We start from the raw sequence: 1,855 nt of genomic DNA, 5'->3' as shown, positions 1-1,855 counted from the left end.
GGCCCGACGCTGCCGGCGACCAGCGCACCCAGTCCCTCCGGTCGCGCCGCCGGCACCCCACGGCGGCAGGCCAACGTCACCCCGAGCCGCCCCGCCGCCGAGGCCGTCAGCACGGCCGCGAACACCGCCGGGCGGGACCGGCCGACCAACTCGGCCAGCGCGGCGGCCTGCACCAGCAGGACGAGTACCAGGGCGACCACGCCGAAGGGCCCCACGTCTGGCTTCTTCATGATCTCCAGAGCGGCCGGGCCGCGCCGGTACGAGCCGAGCGCGTCCACGGTGTCGGCCAGTCCGTCCAGGTGCAGCCCCCGGGTGAGCAGGGCGGCCACCGCGACGGTCACCCCGGCGGCGACCAGCGGCGCGGTGCGGGCCTCCAGCAGCAGCAGTACGCCGGCCAGCGGCACCCCGAGCAGCACGCCGACCGCCGGGGCGAGCGTCATCGCCGTACCGGCGGTGGCCCGGTCGATCCGGCCGACGCGAAGCGGCAGGATGGTGAGGGTGGTCAGCGCCAGCCGCGCTCCGTCACCGAGCCGGGGCTCAGCCGGCACGTGCGGCGGAGGTCTCCGTCGGCTCGGTGGCCGGCGCGGTGGTGGCTGGGCCGGGCCCCTCGGGCTCCGGCTCGTGGAAGTCGGGCTCCGCCTCCTCGACCGGGCCCGGCTCGCCGCCCTCGCTGTCGTCGCCCTCGGGGCGGGACGGCAGCGCGGCGGACAGTGCCAGCGCCGAGCGCAGCAGCGGCAGGACGGTGAGCGCGTTCGCCCCCTCGCCGAGGTCGAGTCGCAGCTGGGCCAACGGATCCAGGCCGAGCACGTCGGCGGCCAGCCGGACGGCCGGATGACCGCCGTCGTCGGCCAGCAGGCACCAGTGCCGGGCCTGCCCGGCCAGGTCCCGGCTGATCAGCGCGGCGGCCACCCCGACCGGCCCGTCCAGCAGCACCGGCAGCCGGCGGGCGGTCGCGCCCAGCAGGATGCCGGTGGCGACGGCGATGTCCCCACCGCCCAGCTCGGCGAGCACGGTCACGGCGTCCCGCGAGGAGCGGCGGGTGCGGTGCAGGGCGTCACGGACCGCGGCGCAGCGCGCCATCCAGGCCACGTCGTCGATCTCGCCACCCGCCGTGACCACCCGGGTGAGCACCGCGGGCGGTTCGGCGCCGGCGGTCGCGGCCAGCACCGCCGCGGCGGTGGCCTCCGCGCCGGCACCGCAGGCGGCCAGCACCAGCAGTTGTACGCCGGCATCCGCCGCCTTCTCGGCCAACCGCCAGCCGTAGCGCAAGGCCGAGTCCACCTGATCGGCGTCCAGCGCCGGGCCGTGCTCGATGGGTGCGGCGGCGGGTGCGTCCACCACCTGAAGGCTCGCCCCGCTCTCGGCGGTCAGCCGGGCGAGCACGCCCTGCCCGGCCCGGGCCTGCCCGGCCCGCCGCTCCGACTCACCGCTCACCGTGCCGGCGGCTACCCCGCCGCTGTGGTCGCCGTGCACCAGCAGCACCCGCACCGACCGCCACGGCGTCGGCGTGGGGGTGCCCTGGGTGGCGGCGGCAAACGAGATCACCTGTTCCAGAGTGCCGAGCCCGGTGCCCGGCACGTCCAGGCCCGCCAGCCGCTCGACGGCCTGTGGTCCGGCCTCCTCGTCGGGCATGGGCAGTTCCATGCCGGGCTGGATGACCAGGCCGGTCGCGGCCACCGGGAGAGCCATGGTGGGCGCCGTCCAGCCGGTGCCGACAGCGTCGGAGTTGGTTTCGGCGGACACCTGCGGGGTGGTCACCGGCGGTGCGTCGGGCAGCGGTGGCGCATCGGCGGCGACCGGTGACTGACCGGCCGGGCCGGCCTGCGCGGGCACCGGGGCGGCGGCCGGGCCGGCC

At 78.0% G+C, this 1,855-nt stretch carries 2 protein-coding genes; both read right to left on the bottom strand.

Translation table 11 applies throughout. The features are described from left to right. Positions 1-548, bottom strand: a 548-nt coding sequence (locus AC2CHE_RS26785) for an adenosylcobinamide-GDP ribazoletransferase (RefSeq protein ID WP_484507599.1), incomplete at its 3' end; no start/stop codon positions are given. Beyond that, the coding region (locus tag AC2CHE_RS26780) for a nicotinate-nucleotide--dimethylbenzimidazole phosphoribosyltransferase (RefSeq protein ID WP_484507598.1) at positions 538-1,855 on the bottom strand (1,318 nt) is incomplete at its 5' end. The genes AC2CHE_RS26785 and AC2CHE_RS26780, both read right to left, overlap by 11 nt.

The sequence above is a fragment of the Micromonospora sp. ATLC16 genome (assembly GCF_057196645.1).
The sequence above is the reverse complement of the archived record's forward strand: the minus strand, read 5'-3'. Positions and strand labels throughout refer to the sequence as shown.